This is a genomic window from Amycolatopsis sp. NPDC004378, from assembly GCF_053602455.1.
Window position 1 is genome coordinate 349,446 of sequence record NZ_JBSGDR010000003.1, and the last position, 19,798, is coordinate 369,243.

The 19,798-nt window shown below is 72.6% G+C and carries 20 protein-coding genes; 8 read left to right on the forward strand and 12 right to left on the reverse strand.

All coding sequences use genetic code 11. From position 1 onward, the window contains the following. The first annotated feature begins 104 nt into the window (after positions 1–104). The 4 genes from ACWEN0_RS13255 to ACWEN0_RS13270 are packed head-to-tail and all read left to right on the forward strand — an operon-like array spanning position 105 to position 2,255. A complete protein-coding gene (locus ACWEN0_RS13255; RefSeq protein ID WP_451972637.1) occupies positions 105–1,247 on the forward strand; it encodes a M24 family metallopeptidase in 1,143 nt (380 codons plus the stop codon). Then, positions 1,244–1,699, forward strand: coding sequence for an Lrp/AsnC family transcriptional regulator (locus ACWEN0_RS13260; RefSeq protein WP_003092399.1), 456 nt, complete (start codon positions 1,244–1,246; stop codon positions 1,697–1,699). Before ACWEN0_RS13255 ends, ACWEN0_RS13260 begins: the two co-directional genes overlap by 4 nt. 45 nt (positions 1,700–1,744) lie before the next feature. Continuing rightward, the gene (locus ACWEN0_RS13265; protein ID WP_206788328.1) at positions 1,745–1,969 is read left to right on the forward strand and encodes a hypothetical protein; all 225 of its coding nucleotides are present in this window, start codon (positions 1,745–1,747) and stop codon (positions 1,967–1,969) included. Further along, a complete protein-coding gene (locus ACWEN0_RS13270; protein ID WP_451972639.1) occupies positions 1,956–2,255 on the forward strand; it encodes a hypothetical protein in 300 nt (99 codons plus the stop codon). The genes ACWEN0_RS13265 and ACWEN0_RS13270 overlap by 14 nt, the downstream gene beginning before the upstream one ends. A 13-nt stretch (positions 2,256–2,268) precedes the next feature. On the opposite strand, the gene ACWEN0_RS13275 is transcribed toward ACWEN0_RS13270, so the two are convergent. The 3 genes from ACWEN0_RS13275 to ACWEN0_RS13285 all read right to left on the reverse strand — a co-directional run bounded on the left by ACWEN0_RS13275 (position 2,269) and on the right by ACWEN0_RS13285 (position 5,627). Next, positions 2,269–3,348, reverse strand: a complete 1,080-nt coding sequence (locus ACWEN0_RS13275; protein WP_451972640.1) for a GDSL-type esterase/lipase family protein — start codon at positions 3,346–3,348, stop codon at positions 2,269–2,271. 18 nt (positions 3,349–3,366) lie between these two features. After that, positions 3,367–4,551 carry a cytochrome P450 gene (locus tag ACWEN0_RS13280; RefSeq protein ID WP_451972642.1) on the reverse strand — a complete coding sequence of 395 codons (1,185 nt, stop codon included), beginning with the start codon at positions 4,549–4,551 and terminating at the stop codon, positions 3,367–3,369. A gap of 173 nt (positions 4,552–4,724) precedes the next feature. Continuing rightward, the gene (locus ACWEN0_RS13285; protein WP_451972644.1) at positions 4,725–5,627 is read right to left on the reverse strand and encodes a LysR family transcriptional regulator; all 903 of its coding nucleotides are present in this window, start codon (positions 5,625–5,627) and stop codon (positions 4,725–4,727) included. Between the two features lie 98 nt (positions 5,628–5,725). On the opposite strand from ACWEN0_RS13285, the gene ACWEN0_RS13290 reads away from it, so the two are divergent. Beyond that, entirely contained in the window at positions 5,726–6,565 is an 840-nt protein-coding gene (locus ACWEN0_RS13290) for an oxidoreductase (RefSeq protein ID WP_451972646.1), read from the forward strand. Here the strand turns inward: ACWEN0_RS13290 and ACWEN0_RS13295 are convergent. The 4 genes from ACWEN0_RS13295 to ACWEN0_RS13310 form a co-directional block, all read right to left on the reverse strand. After that, positions 6,562–6,903, reverse strand: coding sequence for a VOC family protein (locus ACWEN0_RS13295; RefSeq protein ID WP_451972648.1), 342 nt, complete (start codon positions 6,901–6,903; stop codon positions 6,562–6,564). The genes ACWEN0_RS13290 and ACWEN0_RS13295 overlap by 4 nt on opposite strands. Before the next feature lie 84 nt (positions 6,904–6,987). Next, positions 6,988–7,656, reverse strand: a complete 669-nt coding sequence (locus ACWEN0_RS13300) for an ABC transporter ATP-binding protein (protein WP_451972650.1) — start codon at positions 7,654–7,656, stop codon at positions 6,988–6,990. After that, positions 7,653–8,345, reverse strand: coding sequence for an ABC transporter ATP-binding protein (locus ACWEN0_RS13305; protein WP_451972652.1), 693 nt, complete (start codon positions 8,343–8,345; stop codon positions 7,653–7,655). Before ACWEN0_RS13305 ends, ACWEN0_RS13300 begins: the two co-directional genes overlap by 4 nt. Continuing rightward, positions 8,338–10,920, reverse strand: a complete 2,583-nt coding sequence (locus ACWEN0_RS13310) for an FtsX-like permease family protein (RefSeq protein ID WP_451972654.1) — start codon at positions 10,918–10,920, stop codon at positions 8,338–8,340. Before ACWEN0_RS13310 ends, ACWEN0_RS13305 begins: the two co-directional genes overlap by 8 nt. A 326-nt stretch (positions 10,921–11,246) precedes the next feature. Here ACWEN0_RS13310 and ACWEN0_RS13315 point away from each other — a divergent pair, with 326 nt between their 5' ends. Both ACWEN0_RS13315 and ACWEN0_RS13320 read left to right on the forward strand, forming a co-directional pair. Further along, on the forward strand, positions 11,247–12,962 hold the full coding sequence (locus ACWEN0_RS13315) for a glycosyl hydrolase family 18 protein (RefSeq protein ID WP_451972656.1): 1,716 nt from the start codon (positions 11,247–11,249) through the stop codon (positions 12,960–12,962). 102 nt (positions 12,963–13,064) lie between these two features. Next, the gene (locus tag ACWEN0_RS13320; RefSeq protein ID WP_451972658.1) at positions 13,065–13,598 is read left to right on the forward strand and encodes a carboxymuconolactone decarboxylase family protein; all 534 of its coding nucleotides are present in this window, start codon (positions 13,065–13,067) and stop codon (positions 13,596–13,598) included. Here ACWEN0_RS13320 and ACWEN0_RS13325 read toward each other — a convergent pair. The 5 genes from ACWEN0_RS13325 to ACWEN0_RS13345 all read right to left on the reverse strand — a co-directional run bounded on the left by ACWEN0_RS13325 (position 13,595) and on the right by ACWEN0_RS13345 (position 18,248). Further along, positions 13,595–14,509: a quinone oxidoreductase family protein gene (locus ACWEN0_RS13325; protein WP_451972660.1), complete on the reverse strand. Its 915-nt coding sequence runs from the start codon at positions 14,507–14,509 to the stop codon at positions 13,595–13,597. The two genes, ACWEN0_RS13320 and ACWEN0_RS13325, sit on opposite strands and share 4 nt — an antisense overlap. Positions 14,510–14,553: 44 nt before the next feature. Beyond that, positions 14,554–15,414, reverse strand: a complete 861-nt coding sequence (locus ACWEN0_RS13330) for a dioxygenase family protein (protein WP_451972662.1) — start codon at positions 15,412–15,414, stop codon at positions 14,554–14,556. Between the two features lie 11 nt (positions 15,415–15,425). Further along, the gene (locus tag ACWEN0_RS13335; RefSeq protein ID WP_451972664.1) at positions 15,426–16,217 is read right to left on the reverse strand and encodes a citryl-CoA lyase; all 792 of its coding nucleotides are present in this window, start codon (positions 16,215–16,217) and stop codon (positions 15,426–15,428) included. Then, positions 16,210–17,370, reverse strand: coding sequence for a CaiB/BaiF CoA transferase family protein (locus ACWEN0_RS13340; protein ID WP_451972666.1), 1,161 nt, complete (start codon positions 17,368–17,370; stop codon positions 16,210–16,212). The genes ACWEN0_RS13335 and ACWEN0_RS13340 overlap by 8 nt, the downstream gene beginning before the upstream one ends. A gap of 68 nt (positions 17,371–17,438) precedes the next feature. After that, the gene (locus ACWEN0_RS13345; protein ID WP_451972668.1) at positions 17,439–18,248 is read right to left on the reverse strand and encodes an IclR family transcriptional regulator domain-containing protein; all 810 of its coding nucleotides are present in this window, start codon (positions 18,246–18,248) and stop codon (positions 17,439–17,441) included. A gap of 133 nt (positions 18,249–18,381) precedes the next feature. Here ACWEN0_RS13345 and ACWEN0_RS13350 point away from each other — a divergent pair, with 133 nt between their 5' ends. Further along, positions 18,382–19,797 (forward strand): amidohydrolase family protein, encoded by a 1,416-nt coding sequence (locus tag ACWEN0_RS13350; protein ID WP_451972670.1) that lies wholly within the window; start codon positions 18,382–18,384, stop codon positions 19,795–19,797. The last annotated feature ends 1 nt before the right edge of the window (position 19,798 follow it).

Genomic DNA, 19,798 nt, shown 5'->3' on the forward strand with positions numbered 1-19,798 from the left:
GCACAGCCTGCCACGCACCCGGCCCGGCGCCTATTCGCCAAAGTGCGGCATGTCGCGGGCCCGGGCGAGTGGATCACCCGGGATGCCCGGCTAGGCTCGCCCTCATGTCGCGCCGATCCCTCCACACGCCCGCCCCCGACGCCGCCGCCCTCCGTGCCCGCCTCGACCGGGCCCGCTCCGCCGCGGCCGCCGCGGACACCGACGCCCTGCTGATCGCGCCCGGCTCGGACCTGCGCTACCTGATCGGGCAGGCCGGCGGCTCGTTCGAGCGGCTCACGACCCTCGTCGTCCCGGCCGAGGGCGCGCCCGCGCTGGTCGTGCCGAAGCTGGAGGCGCCCGGTTACGCCGACGTGCCGACCGACGAGCTGGGTGTCGAGCTGCTGACCTGGGTGGACGGCGACGACGCGTACAAGCTGGTGGCGGACCGGCTGGGCAAGCCGGGGCGGGTCGCGGTCAGCGACTTCACCCCGGCCCTGCACGTGCTGGCCCTGCGGGCGGCGCTCGGGGACGCCGAGCAGACGCTGGCCGGCCCGGTCGTGCGGGAGCTGCGGATGCGCAAGGACGCCGCGGAGATCGCGTCGCTGCGGGACGCCGGTGCGGCGATCGACCGTGTGCACGCCCGCGTGCACGAGTGGTTGCGGCCCGGCCGGACCGAGGCGGAGGTCGGGGCCGACATCGCGGCGGCGATCGTCGAGGAGGGGCACGTGCAGGCCGACTTCGTGATCGTCGGGTCCGGTCCGAACGGTGCGAGCCCGCACCACGACGTGTCCGACCGCGTCATCGAGAAGGGTGACGTCGTGGTCGTCGACATCGGCGGCCCGCTGCCGGCGGGCTACAACTCCGACTCCACCCGCACCTACGCGGTCGGCGCGCCGCGCGACGCCGACGTCGCCGAGACGTACGCGGTGCTGCAGCGGGCCCAGGCCGCCGCGGTGGCGGCGGTGAAGCCGGGTGTCACGGCCGAGTCGGTGGACGCCGCCGCGCGCGACGTCATCGCCGAGGCCGGGTTCGGCGAGTACTTCATCCACCGGACCGGCCACGGCATCGGCCTGGACGTGCACGAGGAGCCCTACATCATCGCCGGGAACGCGCTGCCGCTGGAGCCGGGCATGGCCTTCAGCGTCGAGCCGGGCATCTACCAGCCGGACCGCTGGGGCGCCCGGATCGAGGACATCGTGATCGTCACCGAGGACGGCGTCGAGTCCGTCAACAACCAGCCGCACGAGCTCGTCGTGCTGGACGCATGACACCCGGCGGCCTGGAGCCGCTGGACCAGTCGATCGTCCAGGAGCTCGCGGCCGACGGGCGGCGCAGCTTCACCGACCTGGCCGAGCGTGTCGGGTTGTCGGTGTCGGCGGTGCACCAGCGGGTGCGCCGCCTCGAGCAGCGGGGGGTCATCCTCGGGTACACCGCGCGGCTCGACGGCGAGCAGATCGGGCTGCCGCTGACGGCGCTGATCTCGCTGACGCCGAACGACCCGGCGGCGCCGGACGACTACCCGCAGCGGATCCAGCACATCAAGGAGATCGAGTCCTGTTACTCGGTGGCCGGGGACGAGTCCTACATCCTGCTGGTGCGCGTCCAGTCGCCGCTGGCGCTGGAGGACCTGCTGCGCCGGATCCGGGAGGCCGCGAAGGTGTCGACCCGGACGACGGTGGTGCTCTCTACGCCGTTCGAGGGACGTTCGCCCACGTTCTGACCCGGCCGCCCGCCCGGCGGCCGGGTCGCTGGTACGGTAAAAGGTATGGCAACACGTAAGGTCACCCTTTCGCTGGACAGCGGCGCCCTGGAGTTCGCCGAACGTGCCGCGAAAGCACACGGGATCTCGGTCTCGTCCTGGCTGTCGAAGGCGGCCAGGCGCGAGGCGGTTCGCACGGGCTACACCCCGCAGAAGCCGGAACCGGCCGTCGCGGAGTCGGACGAGGCCGAGCGCAGCGCGGCGGAAAAGGATCTGCGTGCGCAGGGGTGAAGTCTGGACGTACCACCCCCCGACCGATCCGGCCCGCCAGCGCACGGTGGTGCTGCTGTCCTCGGACGGGGTGAACGAGTCCGAGCGGCCGTGGCTGCTCGGCACGGAACTGCTCGAGCGCGACCCGATGGACATCCTCGGCGTGGCGATCGACGCCCGCTACTGGGTGTCGACGCTCAACCTGACCCGGCTCTACCGGCCGTGGTTCGACGAGCGCATCGCCGAGATCGACCAGGACGTCCAGGAACGCATCGACATCGCCCTGCGCGCGGCCCTCGACCTCTGACGACGTCCGCGCGTCAGCGGGCCACGACCTCCGGGGCCGAGTGGAGCTTGCCGTCGGCGCCCGCCAGGCACGTCGCGTTGCCTTCGCGTGCCGCGATGAACTCGGTGAGGCAGTTGGCGATCGCGGTGTGGCCGGCGGCGTTGGGGTGGAACGACTCCTGCAGCGCGTGGCCCGCCCGGTCGGCTTGGCCAAGGTCGGCCAGCTGCAGCGTCAGCCGGGTGAACCACTCCGTCGCCGGGTTCGCGCCGCCGCTGCACGCCTCGTGCTTGACGCCCGCCTTCGCCAGATCGAGGAACCGGGCGCCGGTCTGCTGTGCGGCCGCCTTGAGCCCGGTCGAGAGGATGCCGATCCCGGTCTGGGAGATCCAGCGCAGGTCTTCGACGCGGAACGGGCAGCCGTTGAGGCTGCGCAGGTCCTCGGGCAGGTCGGGGCCGATCGGGGCGGCGTAGGACTGCAGGACCAGCTGGTAGTCCGCCGGCACGTAGCCCGCCTGGGCCAGCACCTTCTTGACGTCGGAGACCGCGGTCGCCACCTTCGGGACCATCGCGTCCACTTTGGACTGCCACGTCTGCTTCAGCGCTTCGCTGCACGGCGGGCCACCCGGGTCGAACCACGCCTTGAAGCACTCGGTCACCTGGTTCGAGAACTTCGGCTCGTCGTTCGCGCCGACCGCGATCACCACCACGGCCACCCGGTGGTCCTTCACCAGTGCGGCCAGCTGCTGCGCCTGCGACGGTTCCGTCCACTGCTTGACGTCGCCGAGCGCGACCTGCTCGGCGGGCGCGCCGGAGCAGGCGAGGTTGACGTGCGCGGTGATGCCCGGCACGACGACCTTCTCCACGAAAGCGTTGGGGGAGCGGTGACACCAGTTGCCGCCCTGCCCGTTGGTGGCGGGCGTGTACTGCCCGGCACCTTCCCCCGAGACCGTGCTGTCACCCATCGCGACGACGGTCAGCGGCCCGGTGCCCGGCGGGCCCTGGCGCGGCTGCGGCTGCCCGGGCCTGCTTTCCGAACCGAAGAAGACGAAGAGGCCCACCAGCAGGGCCACGCACGCGAGGACCAGTGCTCCCCAGTACCACCGAAGACGTCGCATCGCCGTCGATTCTACGGATCACGCCGAGCGGGCCACGGCCTGGCGGGGGACGAGTTCGACGGGCAGCTCGCGGACGCCGAAGATCATCGGGGACGGGTAGCCGACCTGGACGCCGTCGCGCACGCGGATCTCGGCGAACCGGTCCAGCAGCAGCTCGAACACGACCCGGCCCTCGAGCCGGGCCAGCGGCGCGCCGAGGCAGAAGTGGACGCCGCCGCCGAAGGCGAGGTTCGCGTCCTTGCGCGGGCGCGGGTCGAACTCGGTGGGCCGGGCGTAGTGGCGCGGGTCGCGGTTCGCGCCGAGCAGCCACGGGGTGACCATCGAGCGGGCCGGAACGGTGACACCGCCGAGCTCGACGTCGGTGGTGCTGATCCGCAGCAGCCGCATGATCGGCGGCCGGTGGCGCAGGACCTCTTCGAGCAGGCCGGGCAACAGCGCCCGGTCGCGGCGGACCGCGGCCGCCGCCTCGGGGAACTCGTGCAGCGACAGCACGGTGTTGCCGAGCATCATCGTGGTGGTGATGTGCCCGGCGGCCAGCAGCAGGGAGGCGAAGTTGAGCACCTCGTGGTCGGCGAGCCGCTCGCCGTCGACTTCGGCGTGGGCGAGCGCGCTGAACAAGTCGTCTTCCGGGTGGCGCCGGCGTTGCGAGAGCAGGTCGCCCAGGTAGGCCTCCATCACCTCGGTCAGCGAGGTGCCGTCCTCCTGGGGGCCGCCGCCGGCCAGCAGCGCGTCGGCCCAGCCGCGGTAGAGCGTCCGGTCCTCCACGGGGATGCCGATCAGGTCCCCGATGACCACGATCGGGAGCGCGTAGGCGAGGTCCCGGATGAGGTCGGGGTCGTCCCGTTCGGCCATCGCGGTGATCAACGCGTCCGCGGCGGCGCCGATCCGCGGTTCCAGATCGGCGACGACTTTCGGCGTGAACGCCTTGCTGACCAGTTTCCGCAGCCGGTGGTGCACCGGCGGGTCGACCGCGGCCATATTGCCGCGAACGGCTTCGGCCGTGTCCGGCAGCAGCAATCCCGGATCGGAGGAGAAGGTCTGGTAATCGGTGAAAATACGGCGGACGTCGGCGTGCCGGAATACGTGCCACGTACCGTTCTCGTCGACGGCGACGGGGTGGTTCTCGCGCATCTCGTCGACCCAGCTGAACAGCGCCGACCCGCCGTCGTCCATGGATGGTGGGCGGACAATGGGCGAGTTCATCCCGCGGCTCCTTCGCTTGAACCGTTGCTGAAACCGTTTACTTGAATGGCAGAAATTGCTCGTCAACATTGAACAGCCTATTGATCTTGCTGGTTGGTTGTCAACAAGAAAGGGGTGGACACATTTGTCAACCAAATGCTCTTGTCAATCAACTTTCGGTGTCAACGGGACGATCAGCCCGCCTCGGTCAGATCGGTGGTCGCGGCCAGTTCCACCGCGACGTCCGTGATCGCGCCCAGCGCCGGGTTGTCGTTGCCCGGCAACCACACCAGCTCGGTCCGGGCGACGTCGTCCTCGAGCGGCACGAACGCCACCCCGGAGCGGCGGAGGCTGTGCGACGAGCGGGTCAGCCGGGTGACGCCGACCCCGGCCGCGACCAGTCCCAGCAGGCCCTGCACGGTGGCGGCCCGCTGCACGACCCGCGGCGCGAAGCCGGCGGCGGCGAAGTCGTCGTCGTAGCTGCGGTGCCACGGTTCCCAGCTGCCGCGCGGGGTCAGCACCCACGGCTCGTCCGCGAGGTCCGCGAGGGTCAGCGACGCGCGCCCGGCGAGCGGGTGGTCCGCGGGGACGACGGCGCAGACCTCCTCGGTCAGCAGTGTCCGCGACGCCAGGCCGGGGACCAGCGGCGGCCGGGTGAAGGCCAGGTCGAACCGGCGCTCGCGCAGGCCGTCGACGAGCTCGGCGATCGACGCCTCCGCCGTCGTCACCGTGAGGTCGGGGAACCGCTCGCGGACGGCGCGGACCATCGGTGGCAGCAGGTAGTTCGCCGTCGTGGCGAGGAACGCGAGCCGCACGCTGCCGATCTCCCCGCGCACCGCCCGCCCGAGCGTCGCGACGGCTTCGTCGGCGCGGGCCAGCACCGCGCGGGCCTCCGGCAGGAACAGCCGCCCGACCGCGGTGAGGCGGGTGCCACGCTCGTCGCGGTCGAACAACCGCGCGCCGAGGGTGCGTTCCAGGACCGTGATCTGCTGCGACAGCGACTGCTGCGCGATGTGCAGCCCGGCCGCGGCGCGCGTGAAGCTGGTCGCGTCCGCGACGGCGACGAAGTAGCGAAGCTGCCGCAGCTCGGGGGTCACAGGCTCAGACTGTAGCCCCGGCAGGACATCGGTGTTGGCGACCGCGCCGTGATCTTCCCCAGGATGGAAGCAGGAAACCCACTGGGAGGAACACGAACATGACGAACACCGACGGCCGCGTCTGGCTGATCACCGGCTGCTCCGCCGGCTTCGGCCGGGAGATCGCGCTGGCCGCGCTCGCCGCGGGCGACCGGGTCGTGGCTACCGCGCGCCGGCCGGAAACCCTGGCCGCGCTGCACGACCGCGGCGGCGACCGGGTCCGGACCGCGGCCCTGGACGTCACCGACCCCGGCCAGGTCGACGCCGCGGTGAAGACCGCGCTCGAGGAGTTCGGCCGGATCGACGTCGTGGTCAACAACGCCGGCAACGGGTCGGTCGGCGCGGTCGAAGAGCTCACCATGGACGAGCTGCGCGACCTGATGGAGGTGATGTTCTTCGGCGCGGTCGCGGTCACCAAGGCGGTCCTGCCGCACCTGCGGGCCCAGGGCCGCGGCACGGTCGTGCAGATCAGCTCGATGGGCGGGCAGCTGTCGATGCCCGGGTTCGGCGCCTACAGCTCCGCGAAGTACGCGCTGGAAGGCCTGTCCGAAGCCCTCGCCGAAGAGGTGAAGCCGTTCGGGGTGCAGGTGCTGATCGTCGAGCCCGGCGCGTTCCGCACCGAGTTCGGCGGCGGCCGCATGCACCGCTCCCGCACGATCGACGCCTACGCCGTGTCGACGGCGGGCACGCGGGACGCGGTCGAGACCATGGACGGCACCCAGCCCGGCGACCCGGCCAAGGCGGCCGCGGCGATCGTGCGCGCGGTGGACCGCGACGACGCGCCCCTGCACCTCGCGCTGGGCGCGGACGCCGTGGAAGCGATCCGCGCCCAGCACCGGGCGCTCGCGGCCGACCTGGCCGCCTGGGAGGACGTCAGCCGGTCGACGGCCCTGGCTTAGGCGGGGTCCTGCAGCAGGCCCAGGACGTTGCCGTCGGCATCGGTGAAGGTCGCCACCAGGCGACCGTTGCCGACGTCTTTCGGGTCCTCGTTCACCTTCGCGCCCGACGCCGTGACCTCGGCGAGCTTGGCGTGGATGTCGGCGACCTCCCAGTAGGCGACCGGGGCGGTCATGCCGCTGTTCGGCACCAGGCCGATGTGCTGGCCACCGGCGTCGTAACCGACGTAGTAGGGCGAGTCGGCCTGGGGCTCGATGCCCAGCAGGGCGGTGTAGACGGCCTTGGCCGCGGCCAGGTCGGTGACGGGGTGCAGGACGGTCTTGATCCCCTGGGTGCTCATCGCGGTGCTCCTGAAGTCGGTGGTGCGGTACGGGAATCACGCTATTCGCGGCCCGTTGACCAGCGCTTCTCGATTCCTGATCGGTTAGTCCAGCAGCGCGGTGAGCACCCCGTCGAGCAGCCGGACGCGGCGGTCGGCGATGCGGTGCACCTCGTCGTCGTGGGTCGCGACGATCACCGCCGCGCCCTCTTCCGCACACCGGCGCAGCAGCCGCAGCACCCGCGGCGTGCTGCCCGCGTCCAGGTGCGCGGTCGGTTCGTCGGTGAGCAGCACCCGCGGCCGGCCGGCGACCGCGCGGGCCAGCGCCACCCGCTGCTGCTGCCCGAACGACACCTCCAGCGGGTAGCGGTCGCCGAGCCCGCCGATGCCGAGCTCGTCCAGCAGCCCGGTGACGCGCTCCTGGATGGCGGCGTGGGACGGGCGCGGCACGTCCGAACGCAGCCGCAGTGGCAGGGCGACGTTCTCGGCGATCGTCAGCTCGTTGGCCAGCCCGAGCGCCTGCGGCAGCACGGCACAGGTGTGCCACGGCGGCGCGCCGCTGATCGGGACGCCGTCGAGCAGCACGCACCCGGAGTCGGGGGAGTCGAACCCGCACAACAGGGCCAGCAGCGCGCTCTTGCCCGACCCGGAGCGGCCTGACACCGTCACGAGCTCTCCGGCGCCGACCCGCAGCTCCAGTCCGCGCAGCACCTCGATGTCGCCGCTGGGGTGGGCGAAGCTGCGGCGCAGGCCGACGGCCTCCACGATCGTCATGGCAGCGGCTCCCGTTCTTCGACGCCTTGGAGCGTGCCCTTGTGCAGCCGGGCCACGCGCGCGCCGAGGTCGATGAGGCGGTCGTCGTGCGAAGCGACCAGCACCGCGAAGTCCTGGTCCACCAGGTACTGCAGGGTGTCCAGCACCAGGTCGGCCGACGCCTCGTCCAGCTGGGACGTCGGCTCGTCGGCGAGGATGACCGTCGAGCGCGCGGCGAGCACGCACCCGAACGCCAGCCGCTGCTGCTGACCGCCCGAGAGCGCGGAGATCTTCCAGCCGCCGGTGCCGTGCAGGCCGAGCCGGCCGAGGATGTCGTCGGGGGTGCACTCGGTCCCGGCGGCCTCGGCGGCGGCACGCAGGTTCTCGGCGACGCTGAGGTAGCCCAGCAGGTTGTCGGCCGGGTTCTGGAACACCAGCCCCAGGTGGTGCCGCCGCAGCGCCCGCCGCTCGCGGTGCTTGAGCTTGCGGACGTCGGCGCCCTGGAACGTCAGGCTGCCGCGCGCGGGCGGTTCGAACAGGCCCAGCACACGCAGCAGCGTCGACTTCCCGGAGCCGGACGGCCCGGCGAGCACGGTCATGCCGCGCGCGGGCACGTCGATGCTGACGTCGTCGACGCCGGTGACGACGCCGGCGGGCGTCGGGTAGTCGACGCCGATGCCGCGCAGGGAGAAGATCGGTTTGTCAGGCACGGATCAGCTCCGCGGTCCGGGCGGTGCGCACCGAGCGCACCGCGATCCAGCCGGCCAGGCCCACCACGAGCACGCCGACGAGCAGCACGGTCAGCACGAACGGCAGCGGGTCGGGCAGCTCCGAGCGCGGCGCGAGGAACGTCGCCGGGTCGAACCGCGGCACCGACAGCCCCGCCACCGACAGCCCGCACACCACGCCCACGACGATGGCCAGCCCGCTGAGCGCACCCAGTTCCATCAGGTGGCTCGCCAGCAGCGTCCGCGGCCGCATGCCCATCCGCAGCACCAAAGCCCCGGCGAGGGCGTTCTGCCGCCGCCGGACCTCGACCGCGACGAGCAGCGCGAGGATCGCCACGACCCCGAGCACCGCGCCGAGCAGCGCCACGAACGAGAACGTCCACGACACGACGAAGAACGGCAGGCCGTCCAGCGCGGTTTCGCGGCTGATCCGGTTGGGGATGAACACGCCGGCGCCGCGCAGCGCGGCCGTCGCGTCCGCCAGCGGCGCGGTCGTGAGCACGCTCCACTTCGGAATCCGGTCCAGCTGCCCGTGGTCGAGCGCGGTGCGGGACACGACATAACCGGGGGAGGTGCCGATCATCGGGAACACCGGCAGGTCGGCGACGGCCACGGCGTCCCGCAGCCCGTCCGGCATCCGCGCGGACTGCTTCGCGGTGTGCCCGACGCGGATCACGGGCGTGCCGCGCGGGTCCGGTTGCGAGATCTGCCGCAGCAGGCCGCCGAGGTCGTCCGCCGGGACGCTGCCGACGGCGGCGCCCCGGGTGAACGTCGCCGGGTCGACCACCAGCACCACACTGCCGGTGCCGGTCAGCTCGCCGACCACGGTGCTCGCCCCGGCCAGCGAGGCCGGCATCGCGACCTCGCCCATCCCGATCGGGCTGTCGGTGTCGAGCCGGGCGTTGCTGCCGACGAAGATCGACGACTTCGTGTCCAGCGCGTCCTCCTGGCCGCGGGCGATGCCGATCCCGGTGGCCAGCGTGCCGATGGCGAGGGTGCCGATCACGAGCACCCCGGTCACCGGGGCCCGCGCGCCGGCCAGCCGCCGGATCGCCAGCTGCAGGGCCGGACGCGACCACAGCCGGGCCCGGTGCGAGACGCGCAGGGCCAGCCACGCCAGCCGCGCGGTCAGCAGGCCCACGGTCAGCACGACGAACACCGGGTACGTCAGGGCCAGCGGGTCCACCTGCGGTAATGGATTTCCGAGGCGTGAACCGGTGCTGTAGTGGGTCAGGCGGGTCCAGCCGAGCCACGCCATGCCCGCCGTCGCGAGCTCCCACGGGAAGTACCCGAGAAGCCGCACCCGGTTGCCCTTGCGGCGCACCCGGCCCAGCTCGAACTCGCGGTGCGCCCGGACGGCGACGACGAACGCGAGCAACGCCAGCGACACCACCAGCACGCCGGCCGCGACGAACCCCGCGCGCAGCTCCGCCTCGGGATCGGGTGCACCCGGTGGGCCGTAGACGCCGAGCAGCAGCCGGGCCGCGACCGCGCCGAGCGCGCCGCCCAGCAGGATCGGCAGGCCCAGTTCCGCGACGGCGAGCCCGCCCAGCGCGCCCGGCCCGCTGCCGCGGGCGGACAGCAGCCGCAGCTGCGCGTGCCGGCGCTGGTACCACTGCAGGGCGACCGTGCCGAGGCCCGCGCAGCCGACCAGGACGCTGATCAGGGCGAGCGGCAGGATCGACACCAGCACGTTGTCCTGGGCCTGGCGGGCGATCTGCACCGAGCGGCCGAACGTCGGGACGTCGGCGGCGACCAGCCGGCCGAGCCCCTGGGCGGTCAGGTCCGCGCGGACGTCGGCGACCAGGTCCTGCGAGCGCTGCAGCAGATCTTCGGCCGCGGCGAGGGTGGCCGGCGCGGGCTCGTAGAACGAGATGTGGAAGTACTGCATGGTCGGCAGGCCGAGCGCCCGGACCGTGTCGTCGAAGGTCCTGCGGTCGGTGGCGAACACGATCGAGTCGATCGGGTCGTTGGCGAGGCGGTCGACGACGGCGCCGGACTGCTGCGAGCACCACCACCGCGGCGGCGGGTCCAGCAGGTCGCCGTAGATCCCGGTGACCGGCGGCAGCGCGACCCCCCGGATGGCGGGCTTCGTGCCGAGGCCGATGTGCTCGGCGTCGGCGACGACGTTGCCCAGCCACAGCCCGGGCGCGCGCGAGCCCTGCCGCAGCGTCAGGTTGTCCAGACCGGCCTGGTCGCGGTAGCCGAGCCGGACCTTGTAGTGCGGGTCGCCGTTGAACTGGGTCCCGACGAGCACGTTCGTGTACTGGCCGACGACGGGCGTGCCGAACCCGTGCGCGGCCGCGTGGCGCTGGACCGCGCCCGTGAGCGCCGGGATGTCCTGCACCGGGATGTTGCCCTTGCCGAACACCGGGCCGAAGCTGTCGGGGCAGGTGATCCCGGTCTGGTAGGTCACGGCCGCGCCGCCGGCGGCGGAAGCCTGCAGGACCGCGGCGGTCCCGAGGAAGCAGGCGAGCAGCGAGGTCACGGCCGCCACGATCAGCGTGAGCGGGCTGGAGAGGGCGGCTTTGGGGGCCGCACGCCACGGTTTGGTCACTCTGCGCTGTCCCATTGTCCCCCATGTCACCCGCATGGACGCGCACGCTACCGGGCGAACCCGGCCGGTTGGAACGTTTTTGTCACGATCGTTAATCACTCGCCGTGGTCGTGGCCCCGGCAGAGCGGCCGGGCGGGGCGTCAAGTCCGACATTCCGGATCGGGGGCGAGCAACACGTGCCGCCATCCGGCCGGTTTAGTGGTCTAGACCTTGACGCCAATATTGGTCTGATCCAATCCTGAAACCGTTCTCGCCGTGCAACGCCGCGGCACGGCCCCCGCCGGCACTGGAGCACCCGAATGCGTCGACGCAGACCTTTCTCCCGATTGTCCGTTTCCCTGGCCCTGGCGGCGTTTTCGGCCGGATCACTGGTCGCCACGGCCGGGTCCGCCCAGGCCGCCACGCCGCTGCCCGCCCACGTCTTCGCGCCCTACTTCGAAGCGTGGACCGGCGAAAGCCCGGCCACGCTGGCCCAGCAGTCGGGCGCCAAGCACCTGACGATGGCGTTCATCCAGGCCGCCACCAAGGGCTCGTGCACCGTCTACTGGAACGGTGACACCGGAATGCCGATCGCCAATTCGACCTTCGGCGCCGACATCAGCACCATCCGCTCCCGCGGCGGGGACGTCATCCCGTCCTTCGGCGGCTACACCGCCGACAACACCGGCACCGAAACAGCCGACAGCTGCACCAGCGTCGACTCGATCGCCGCCGCCTACGAAGGGGTCATCACCACCTACGACGTCCCGCGCCTGGACATGGACATCGAGGACAACTCGCTGACCAACACCGCCGGGATCGACCGCCGCAACAAGGCCATCAAGAAGGTCCAGGACTGGGCCGCGGCCTCCGGGCGCCCGCTGCAGATCTCCTACACCCTGCCCACGACCACGCGCGGTCTCGCCGACAGCGGGCTCGCCGTGCTGCGCAACGCCGTCTCCAACGGCACCCGCGTCGACGTCGTGAACATGATGACCTTCGACTACTACGACAACGCCGCCCACGAGATGGCCACCGACACCCAGACCTCGGCGACCGGCCTGGTGGGCCAGCTCGGCGCGCTGTACCCGGGCAAGACCCAAGCGCAGCTGTGGTCGATGGTCGGGATCACCGAGATGATCGGCGTCGACGACTTCGGCCCGGCCGAAACGTTCACCACCGCCGACGCCGCGACCGTCTACAACTGGGCCGTCTCGAAGGGCATCAACGAGCTGTCGTTCTGGGCCCTGCAACGCGACAACGGCAGCTGCCCCGGCGGCGCCGCCGCGGACAACTGCTCCGGCATCGCCCAGGACCCCTGGTTCTTCAGCCACGCCTTCGGGCCCTTCACCGGCGGCACCACCGTGCCCGGCAACGACTTCTCGGTCGCCGCGAACCCCGCCTCGGCCGCGGTCGACCCGGGTGGCTCGGCGAGCGCGACGGTGAGCACCGCCGTGACGTCCGGCTCCGCCCAGCAGGTGACGCTCTCGGTCACCGGCGCTCCGTCCGGCGTCACCGCGTCGGTCAGCCCGGGCTCCGTGACCGCCGGCGGCAGCGCGACGCTGTCGGTGAGCACCACCGCCGCGGCCGTCCCCGGCAGCTACCCGCTGACGATCACCGGCACCGGCACCTCCGGCAGCCACAGCACCACGTTCACCCTCACCGTGAACGGCACCCCGCCCGCCGGCGGCGTCGTCAACGGCGGGTTCGAGACCGGCGCGCTGAGCCCGTGGAGCGCGCCGGGCGACGCGGTCGTCGCCACCCCGGCCCACTCCGGGACCCACGCGCTGCAGGTGGTGCCCACGGCCTCGGCCACCGGGGAAGCGGCGCAGAACGTCACGCTCGCCCCGAACCACGCCTACACGCTCAAGGCGTGGGTGCAGGGCAGCTACGCCTACGTCGGCGTCCGGGGCGGCGCGAGCGCCAGCACGTGGACCTCGAGCAGCGGCTGGACCCAGCTGTCCGTGCCGTTCACGACCGGCGCATCGGGGGCCGTGACGGTGTACGTCCACGGCTGGTACGGCCAAAGTGCCGTCTACGCCGACGATTTCACCGTCAGCTGAGCCGTTCGGCGGCGGCCCGGTTGCGCAACGCGGAGGTTGGCCGGGCCGCCGTCACCGGAAAGACTCGCGAGGAGATCGTTGACGCCTCGCGAGGAGTAGCCGATGCCGCACATCCCGCTCGACCCGGAGCTGCCCGGGATCCGGTCCCTGATGGCCTACCGCCCGGAAACCGCGGCCCCGCTGAACCACCTGGCGCAGACCCTCCTGCGCGGGCCGAGCACCCTGACCGTCGGCGAACGCGAGCTGATCGCGGCCGTCGTGTCGAACGGCAACGAGTGCCGCTTCTGCCACGGCAGCCACGCGGCCGCGGCGGCCGAGACCCTCGAAGGCGGCCGGGCGGTCGTCGACGCGGCCTGCGCCGGGGTCGACGACGCACCGGTGTCCGGCAAGATCAAGGCCCTGCTGCGGATCGCGCTGGCCGTCCGGCTGACCGGCCGCGCCGTCACCGACGAGCTCGTCGCGGCGGCCCGCGCCGAAGGGGCGACCGACGTCGAACTGCACGACACCGTGCTCATCGCGGCGGCGTTCTGCATGTACAACCGCTACGTCGACGGCCTGGCCACGGTCGCGCCCGAAGACCCCGCGGCCTACGAGATGATGGGGAAGGTGCTGGCCGCCGAGGGCTACGGCCGCTAGGGCACCAGCACGATCCGGCCGGGACGGGTCCAGGCGTCGGCCGCGTCGCCCAGCGGGACGCGCTCGTAGTCGACGGTGAGCTGCCCGGCCATCGCGTGGGCCACGACCGTCAGCAGTGCTTCGCGGCGGTGGCCGGCGTCGAGCTCGTTGTTCGTGTAGCCGTGGATGTGCAGCGACCTGCTGCGCAGCACGGCCGAAGACACGGGGCACTCGTCGCTGGCCGCGCTGCCGAGGTTCACCAGCCGCCCGCCCGGTCGCAGCGCCCGCAGGGCCGCGGCGGCCGGGATCCCGCACACCGGGTCCAGCACCAGGTCCACCGGGACGGCACCGAGCCGCCGCGCCAGCGCATCGACGTCGTCGTCTTCTTCGAGCCGCACGACGCTGTCCGCCCCGAGCCGCCGGGCCCGCTCCAGCGCGGCGTCGGTCCGCGCGCACGCGACGACGTACCCGGCCCCGGCGACGCGGGCCAGCTGCACGGCCGACTGGCCGACCACACCACCGGCGCCGAGCACCAGCACGGTCTCGCCGGGCCGCAGTTCGCCTTTGCCGGTCAACGCCACCCACGCCGCCACCGCCGACAGCCCCAGCGCCGCCACCAGCGCGGGGTCCGCCCCGGCCGGCAGCACCACCAGGTCGGCGGGCGCGACCACGGCGTGTTCGGCCATGCTGCCGTCCCCGGGCCGCATGCCCGCGGTCGTGGCGAACCAGACCGCCGTCCCGGCCGGCTCGGTCGGGGTCGGGCGCGTCAGCACGCCGACACCCTGCACCCCCGGCACGTACGGCAGCTCAGGCGTCCCGAAGTACGACGTGCCGGACGCACACAGCAGGTCGAGCGGGGTGATCGGCGCGGCCGTGACACTCACCGCGACCTCGTCCACTCCCGGCTCCGGCCGCTCCCGCTCGGTCGCCACCGGAGGCCGCCCGGGCTCCCGGATCTCCACCGCGCGCACGGGCGTCAGACGGGCTGGAGGACGAAGTCGTACCGCGCCTCGAGCCACGGCTCCGCCGACTCGCCGCCGTCCGGCGTGGGCCCGGGCTCACGCTCTTCGAAGGTGACCACCAGTTCCGGCTTGGTGCCGAAGACGACGTCGCTGTCGAGGTACTGCGCGCCCTCCTGGAACAGGTGCGTGATCAGCGGTTCGTAGCCGGCGGCGTTGATCAGGAAGTGCACGTGCGCGGGCCGGAAGTGGCTGATGTCGGTGGCGCCGATGAGCTCGCCGACCGGGCCGTCCATCGGGATCGAGTAACCCTTCGGGGCGATGGTGCGCAGGCAGTAGGACCCGTCGGGCCGGGTGGCGTACTTCGCGCGCAGGCGCGCCTCGTCGACGTCCGCGATCTGCGACTCGTAGGCGCCGTCCTCGTCGGCCTGCCAGACGTCGAGGATCGCGCCGCCCACCGGCGCGCCGTCCAGGCCGCGGACCGTGCCGGTGACGTAGAGCGGCGTGCCCGGGAGACCGTCGGACATGTCGCCGCCGAACCCCTTCTCCGGCGAGCCGTCGATGTGGAACGGGCCCAGCACGGTGGCCGGCGTGGCCTTGGCGTCGAAGGCGTGGTTCATCTGCACGACCAGCATGCTCAGGCCCAGCACGTCGGAGGCGAGGATGAACTCCTCGCGCTTCTCGTCGCTGATCTGCCCGGTCGCGGTCAGCCACTTCATCGCGGCCATCCACTCGGGTTCGGTCAGCCGCACCTCGCGGGCGAACGCGTGCAGGTGCCGCACGAGCGCGGTCATCAGCTCCGCCGTCCGCGGGTCGTGCGCGCCCGCCCAGCGCCGCGCGGCGAGCTCGGTGATGGTGTCCTCGGTGACGAGCTGCATCGGCGTTCCTCTCATGCGGGCGGGTCCGGCGGGACCGGCCGGTTGTTCAGGTCGACCGACAGGAAGATGTCGTTCGCGACGGGGTGGCGCAGCTCCTCGGCGAGCTGGCCGATCAGCCCGGCGGTCCGGGCCAGCAGCGCGAACCCGCGCAGCAGCTCCAGCGGCAGCCCGAGGTCGGCGAGCGCGGCGCCGCAGACGCCCGCGCCGTTGAGCGGCAGCGTCTTCCCGAGCACCCGGGGGTGGACCCGTCCGATGGCGGCGAACAGCTCCAGGTGCGGGCCGCGCAGGCCTTCTTCGTCGGCGATGGCGAACAGCCGCCGCGTGCGCGGGTCGCCGTCCTTGTGCACGTGGTGCCCCAGCCCGGGGACGAACTTCTTCGCCGCCTTGGTCTTTTCGACCGTCTCGAGCGCGAGCGCGTCCCAGCCGGCTTCGTCGGCGGGTGTTCCGGCGCGCTCGAGGACGTCGTGCAGGAACCGGCCGCAGTCCTCGGTGACGCCGAGGAAGCGCGACCCGCCGCCGAGCAGCCCGGCCGCGAGCGCTCCCTGCACGGAGTCCGGAGCGGAGAGGTAGGTCAGCCGGGTGACGATGGCGGTCGGGGTGAAGCCGTGGTCGGCCAAGGCGGCCAGCACCGCTTCGAAGACCCGGGATTCGCCTGTGGACGGACGTCGCTGCGTCGCCAGCCAGAAGGCGAGCTCGCCGAAGCCGACGGTGCCCATGACGTCCTCGGCGAGGTCCTGGCCGAGCAGCGTGATCTTGTCCTTCGTGGACGATCCCAGCGCTGTTTCGTAGACGTGCTCAGTCATTCCCGTCCTCCGTCAGCCACGCGCGCAGCTCGGCGCCGTGTTCGTCGAGCTCCGGCGGCGGCAGCCGGTAGGCGGCCGGGGTCGCGGAGAACCGGATCGGGTGCCGGGTGGTCGGGACCGCGCGCTCGCCCTCGCCGACGGCGACGATCGGGTCCAGCCCGAAGCGCTCGGCCATCGCGAAGCCGCCGTCGATCGTGTTGATCGGTCCACACGGGACACCGACCTTCGTCAGCGCGTCGAACCAGTCCACCGCCGTCTTCTTGGCGAGCCGCTCGATCAGCAGGGGCCGCAGCTCCTCGCGGTTCTTCGTGCGGTCGGCGTTGCGGGCGAAGCGCGGGTCGCCGGGGACGTCCGGCAGGTCCAGGACTTCGCAGAGCCGGCGGAACTGGCCGTCGTTGGCGGCGGCGACGATCAGGTCCGCGTCCGCGGTCGGCAGCGGCTCGTAGGGGAAGACGCTGGGGTGCGCGTTGCCCATCCGGTAGGGCACCACGCCTCCCGCGGCGAAGGCCGAGCTGTGGTTGACCAGCCCGGTCAGCGCCGAAGACAGCAGGTTCACTTCGACGTGCTGGCCCTCGCCGGTCGCGTCGCGGTGGCGCAGCGCGGCGAGGATGCCGATCACCGCGTGGTTGCCCGCCATCACGTCGAACACCGAGATCCCGGCCCGGTACGGCGGGCCCTCCGGATCGCCGGTGAGGCTCATCAGGCCCGAGATCGCCTGCACCATCAGGTCGTAACCCGGCACGTGGCTGCCCTCGCCGGAGCCGAAGCCGCTGATGGAGGCGTAGACGCTGCCCGCGTTGACCTCGCGGACGCTGGCGTAGTCCAGGCCGTACTTGGCCAGGCCGCCGGGCTTGAAGTTCTCGATGACGACGTCCGCGCGGGCCGCCAGCTCGCGCGCGACCGCGGCGTCGGCCTCGTCGCGCAGGTCGAGGGCGATCGACCGCTTCCCGCGGTTCACGCCGAGGTAGTAGGTCGAGACGTCCCCGCGCACCGGCGGCATCCACGTGCGCGTCTCGTCACCCTGCGGTCCTTCGACCTTGACGACGTCGGCGCCCATGTCCGCCAGCAGCATCGTGGCGTACGGGCCCGCGAGCACCCGGGAGAAGTCCGCGACCAGCAGCCCGGACAGCGGGCCGGCTGCGCTGTGGTCCACCCGGTTCCCTCACTTCCTGTCCGTCCAACGGACGTGTGTCCGCAGTTTGCCTCCGCGGGAGGCCGCGGTCAAGACACCGCGGGCACCGTGACGTGCGGGACGTCGTCGAGCCGCGCGAAGTCGGCGCTGATCTCCCCGGCCGTCTGCAGCAGCAGCGGCAGGTGGTGCTGCAGCAGGCGTTCGACGGGCGTCTCGGCGGCGTGGCAGTTGACGTTGACGCCGGCGATCACCCGGCCCGAGCCGTCGCGCAGCGGCGCGGCCACCGAGCGGATGCCCAGCGCCAGCTGCTCGTCGGTCAGGGCCCAGCCGCGGGCGCGCACCTCGCGCAGCGCGGCGTCCCGCTCGGCCCGGTCCGGCTGCCACCGCGGGACCAGCCCCGAGCGGGTCGGCTGGGCCAGCACCGCGTCCAGCTCGTCCGGCGGCAGGGCGGCGAGCTGCACCTTGCCCAGCGAGGTCGGCAGGGCGGGGAAGCGGGTCCCGATCTGGACGGCGAGCGCGACGATCTTCGGCACCGCGACCCGGGCGACGTAGACGATGTCGGAGCCGTCGAGCTGGGCGATCGAACACGACTCGTTCGTGCGCGCGACCAGGCGCTCCAGGTGTGGCCGGGCGACGTCCCACAGCCCCATCGACCGGACGTAGGCGACCCCGAGGTCGAGCACGCGCGGGGTCAGGGCGTAGCCGCGCCCGTCGGCGCGGACGTACCCGAGCTCTTCGAGGGTGAGCAGGATCCGGCGGGCGGTCGGGCGGGCCAGGCCGGCCGCGGTCGCGACCTCGGCGAGCGACATCTGCGGCCGCAACGGCCCGAACGCCGTGATCACCTCGAGCCCGCGCGCCAGGGCTTCGATGAAGTCGGGACCCGTTCCCTCGCGTGGCATGCGCGACCTCCTCCTGCAGCGGTCCTCACCGCAGCGTAGCGGCGGGGATTGACACCGGCGCGGCACTGGGTAAAGGTGACTGCGCCCACAGAGTGTCCGGCCAGCGGACGAGTGTACGCAAACGGAGGCAGCGATGGCGGAGTCGATCGTCCTGCGGGGCGGAACGGTGCTGACCCTCGACGACACCCACCGGGTGCTGCCCGGCGAAGACATCCTCGTCACCGGGGACCGGATCGCCGCCATCGGACCGGGGCTGGCGGTGCCGGCCGGCACCGAGGAAATCGACGCCGCGGGCGGGATCGTCCTGCCCGGGATGATCGACACGCACCGCCACCTGTGGCAGACGGCCATGCGCGGGTACGGCGCCGACTGGACGCTGACCCAGTACTTCGTCTGGTACTACCTCGAGTGGGGCAAGGTGTTCCGCCCCGAGGACATCCACGCGGGCAACCTCCTCGGCGCCTGGGAAGCGCTCGAAGCGGGCGTCACGACCACAGTGGACTGGTCCCACGGCCTGCAGACCACCCAGCACGCCGACGCCGCGGCCGACGCGCTCGAAGCCGTGCCCGGCCGGTTCGTCCTGGCCTACGGCAACATCCAGGACGCCCCGGCGAACTGGACCGCCAAGCCCGAGTTCCGGGACTTCGTCTCCCGCCGCACGGGCGGTGACCTGGGCTTCCAGCTCGCCTTCGACGTCACCGGCGACCCGGAGTTCCCCGAGAAGCCGGCGTTCGAAGTGGCGCGCGAGCTCGGCGTGCCGGTGACCACCCACGCGGGCGTGTGGGGCGCGACCGGCGACGACGGCATCCGGCTGATGCACGACCACGGCTTCATGACCCCGGAGACGATCTACGTCCACAGCGCGTCACTGTCGGCGGACTCCTACCACCGGATCGCCGCGACCGGCGGGTCGGCGTCGGTGTCGACCGAAAGCGAGCAGAGCGCGGGCCAGGGCTACCCGTCCACCTGGGCCCTGCGCCAGTACGGCATCCCCGTGTCGCTGTCGATGGACACGTCGGTCTGGTGGAGCGGCGACCTGTTCACCGCGATGCGCACGACCCTCGGCGCGGACCGCTCACGCGAGCACCTGGAGGCGCACGCCAAGGGCGAAACGGTGACGCACGCGGCGCTGCGCGCCGAGCAGGTCGTGGAGTGGGCGACCCGCGGCGGCGCGGCGGCACTGGGCCGCTCCGACATCGGCAGCCTCGCCGTCGGCAAAAAGGCCGACGTCGTGCTGCTGAAGAACGACCACTCGCCGGTGTCGTTCCCCCTGCTCAACCCGTACGGCCACGTCGCGTTCCAGGCCCAGCGCGGCGACGTCCACACGGTGCTGGTCGACGGCCGCGTCGTGAAGCGCGACGGCCGTCTGGTGGGCGTCGACCTCCCGGCGGTCCGCCGGCAGGTGGAGTCGACGGTCGGCTTCCTGCGCGCGCAGCTGGGGGAGGAGGCGTGGCGGCAGGGGATGAACCCGGACATCCCGGAGACGAAGGTCCTGGACAACCCGTACACCTACACGACCTACCAGAGCGACACCACCCACGGCGGCTGAG

Excerpts from the sequence above, each read along its gene's own strand:
- ACWEN0_RS13280 (WP_451972642.1), bottom strand. The coding sequence starts at position 4,551 with ATGAACTCGCCCATTGTCCGCCCACCATCCATGGACGACGGCGGGTCG.
- ACWEN0_RS13350 (WP_451972670.1), top strand. The coding sequence starts at position 18,382 with ATGGCGGAGTCGATCGTCCTGCGGGGCGGAACGGTGCTGACCCTCGAC.
- ACWEN0_RS13265 (WP_206788328.1), top strand. The coding sequence starts at position 1,745 with ATGGCAACACGTAAGGTCACCCTTTCGCTGGACAGCGGCGCCCTGGAG.
- ACWEN0_RS13275 (WP_451972640.1), bottom strand. The coding sequence starts at position 3,348 with ATGCGACGTCTTCGGTGGTACTGGGGAGCACTGGTCCTCGCGTGCGTG.
- ACWEN0_RS13345 (WP_451972668.1), bottom strand. The coding sequence starts at position 18,248 with ATGCCACGCGAGGGAACGGGTCCCGACTTCATCGAAGCCCTGGCGCGC.
- ACWEN0_RS13300 (WP_451972650.1), bottom strand. The coding sequence starts at position 7,656 with ATGACGATCGTGGAGGCCGTCGGCCTGCGCCGCAGCTTCGCCCACCCC.
- ACWEN0_RS13320 (WP_451972658.1), top strand. The coding sequence starts at position 13,065 with ATGCCGCACATCCCGCTCGACCCGGAGCTGCCCGGGATCCGGTCCCTG.
- ACWEN0_RS13330 (WP_451972662.1), bottom strand. The coding sequence starts at position 15,414 with ATGCAGCTCGTCACCGAGGACACCATCACCGAGCTCGCCGCGCGGCGC.
- ACWEN0_RS13295 (WP_451972648.1), bottom strand. The coding sequence starts at position 6,903 with ATGAGCACCCAGGGGATCAAGACCGTCCTGCACCCCGTCACCGACCTG.
- ACWEN0_RS13260 (WP_003092399.1), top strand. The coding sequence starts at position 1,244 with ATGACACCCGGCGGCCTGGAGCCGCTGGACCAGTCGATCGTCCAGGAG.
- ACWEN0_RS13290 (WP_451972646.1), top strand. The coding sequence starts at position 5,726 with ATGACGAACACCGACGGCCGCGTCTGGCTGATCACCGGCTGCTCCGCC.
- ACWEN0_RS13255 (WP_451972637.1), top strand. The coding sequence starts at position 105 with ATGTCGCGCCGATCCCTCCACACGCCCGCCCCCGACGCCGCCGCCCTC.
- ACWEN0_RS13335 (WP_451972664.1), bottom strand. The coding sequence starts at position 16,217 with ATGACTGAGCACGTCTACGAAACAGCGCTGGGATCGTCCACGAAGGAC.